At 59.7% G+C, this 2,371-nt stretch carries 2 protein-coding genes; both read right to left on the bottom strand.

What is annotated here, in order from left to right:
- Positions 1-97: 97 nt before the first annotated feature.
- A complete protein-coding gene (locus tag B2W52_RS14225) occupies positions 98-352 on the bottom strand; it encodes a YheV family putative zinc ribbon protein (RefSeq protein ID WP_041645867.1) in 255 nt (84 codons plus the stop codon).
- A 57-nt stretch (positions 353-409) separates the two neighbouring features.
- A partial coding sequence (gene prlC, locus B2W52_RS14230; protein WP_286803642.1) for an oligopeptidase A occupies positions 410-2,371 on the bottom strand: 1,962 nt, incomplete at its 5' end.

Consider the following 2,371-nt stretch of genomic DNA (forward strand, 5'->3'; position numbering starts at 1 on the left):
GGGAAAAGATGTCTGAGCGAAGCGAGTTGCTTTTCCCCAGAAGAAAAGCATTCCCATGGCCTCTCCGCCCGCAAACCTGCAGGCTAGGAAGAACAGCTTACTCGTCGTCGGCAGAAGACTTGAAGAACACGACCTGCTTGACGGTGTGATCGTCCTCGTTCTTGCGCTTGTTCACCCGGGTCTCGAGCTCGGGGTTGGACGGTTGTTCGGCGTCAGACACCGCATCGGTGAAGCCGCAGGCCACGCACTCGCGTACCTGGTCATCGTCGTCGGTGGTGAACATCATGATCTTGTCCATCTCCGCGCAGCGAGGACAGACGGCGCCGGCGATAAAACGTTTTGGACTCGCCATATAAATACTCCCGTTTGGAACAACCGGCAGCCTTTACGACTGCCGGCTCAAATTGGGTCAGGCCGCTTCGTCCGTGATCCCTGTTTGCTTCAAGAGCGCATCCACCTGCGGTTCACGACCTCGGAAAGCCTTGAAGAGCTCCATCGGCTCCTGTGAGCCGCCTTTCTCCAGAATATTGTGAAGGAAGGCCTTGCCGGTTTCCGGGTCGAAGATACCTTTTTCCTCGAACAGGGAGAAGGCATCGGCCGCCAGCACTTCCGCCCACTTGTAGCTGTAGTAACCGGCCGCGTAGCCGCCGGCGAAGATGTGCCCGAAACCGTTCTGGAAGCGGTTGAAGGCCGGCGGCTTGATCACCGACACCTGCTCGCGCACTTCATCCAGCACCTGCTGGATATTCAGGCCTTCGCGGTACTCCGCGTGCAGGCGCATGTCGAACAGCGAGAATTCCAGTTGGCGCATCATGCCCATGGCGCTCTGGAAGTTCTTGGCGGCGAGCATCTTGTCCAGGGTTTCCCGGGGCAGCGGTTCGCCGGTTTCGTAGTGGCCGGAAATCAGTGCCAGGCCCTCTTCGGTCCAGCACCAGTTTTCCAGGAACTGGCTGGGCAGCTCGACGGCGTCCCAGGCGACACCGTTGATGCCGGACACATCCAGCACGTCCACCTGGGTCAGCATGTGATGCAGGCCGTGGCCGAATTCGTGGAACAGGGTGGTCACTTCGTCGTGGGTCAGCAGCGACGGCTTGCCATTCACCGGCGGGGTGAAGTTGCAGGTCAGGAAAGCCACCGGCAACTGGAGCTGGCCACGCAGGTTGCGCCAGCGCACCCGGCAATCGGCCATCCAGGCACCGCCACGTTTGCCCTGGCGGGCATAGAGGTCGAGATAGAACCAGGCCAGGGGCTCACCGTTGCGACTGATACAGTAGGCCGTCGCATCCTCGTGCCAGGTTTCCACTTCCGGCTTCGCTTCAATCTGGACATCGAACAGCTTCTCTGCGACACGGAATAGTCCGGGCACCACCTTGTTCACCGGGAACCAGGGACGCAGGGTTTCCGGAGAGATGTCGTAGCGCTTCTGGCGAAGTTTTTCGCTGTAATAGCCGATATCCCAGGCCTGCAGCTCCTCGGCGCCGTACTCGTCTTTCGCGAACGCCTTGAGCTCGGCAAATTCTTTCTCGGCCTGTGGCTTGGACTTGGCCGCCAGTTGGTTCAGGAAGTCCAGGACCTCCTCGCTGCTGCGGGCCATCTTGGTGGCCAGGGAGCGCTCGGCGTAGTTGTCAAAGCCCAGCAGCTTGGCCTGGGCGTGGCGGCGCTTGAGGATTTCCGCCATCACCGGGGTGTTGTCCCACTGGCCGGCATCCGGGCCCTGGTCGGAGGCGCGGGTCACAAAGGCCTCATAGACTTCCCGGCGCAGATCCCGGTTGTCGCAGTAGGTCATGACCGGGAAGAAGCTGGGGAAATCCAGGGTGATGACATAGCCGTCCCGTTCCTTCTGGCGGGCGGCCTGTTTGGCGCTTTCAATAGCGGTCTCGGGGACGCCGGCGAGCTCATCGACGTCGGTGATATGTTTGAACCAGTGCTGGGTAGCATCCAGCACGTTATCACTGAACTTGTTGGACAGCTCGGACAGCTCCCGGGACAACTCGGCATACTGCTTTTTCTTGTCTTCCGGCAGGTCGACACCACCCAGATGGAAATCCCGGAGGGTGTTTTCCACAGACTTGCGCTGGGCTTCGCTCAGGTTCTTGAAGTCTTCTCGCTCGGCCAGCTTCTTGTAGGCGTTGCAGAGTGCCGCATTCTGGCTCACCTCGGTGCTGTACTCGGTGAGCTTCTCCAGGCAGTTTTTGTAAACCTTGCGCAGCTCGTCGTTGTTCATCACGCCGTTCAGGTGCGAAATCACTGACCAGGCATTGCTCAGCTTGTCATCCAGCGCCTGCATCGGCTGGGCCAGGGTTTCCCAGGTGGGATCGTCCTGGTCTGCGATTTGGCTGATTTTCATCCGGTTTTCACTGAGAATCTGGTC

This window comes from Marinobacter sp. UBA2498 (genome assembly GCF_002341575.1).
GTDB classification, from domain to species: Bacteria; Pseudomonadota; Gammaproteobacteria; order Pseudomonadales; family Oleiphilaceae; genus Marinobacter; species Marinobacter manganoxydans.

Bases quoted from the DNA above. Each gene is read 5' to 3' on its own strand.
- B2W52_RS14225 (WP_041645867.1), bottom strand. From the start codon at position 352: ATGGCGAGTCCAAAACGTTTTATCGCCGGCGCCGTCTGTCCTCGCTGC.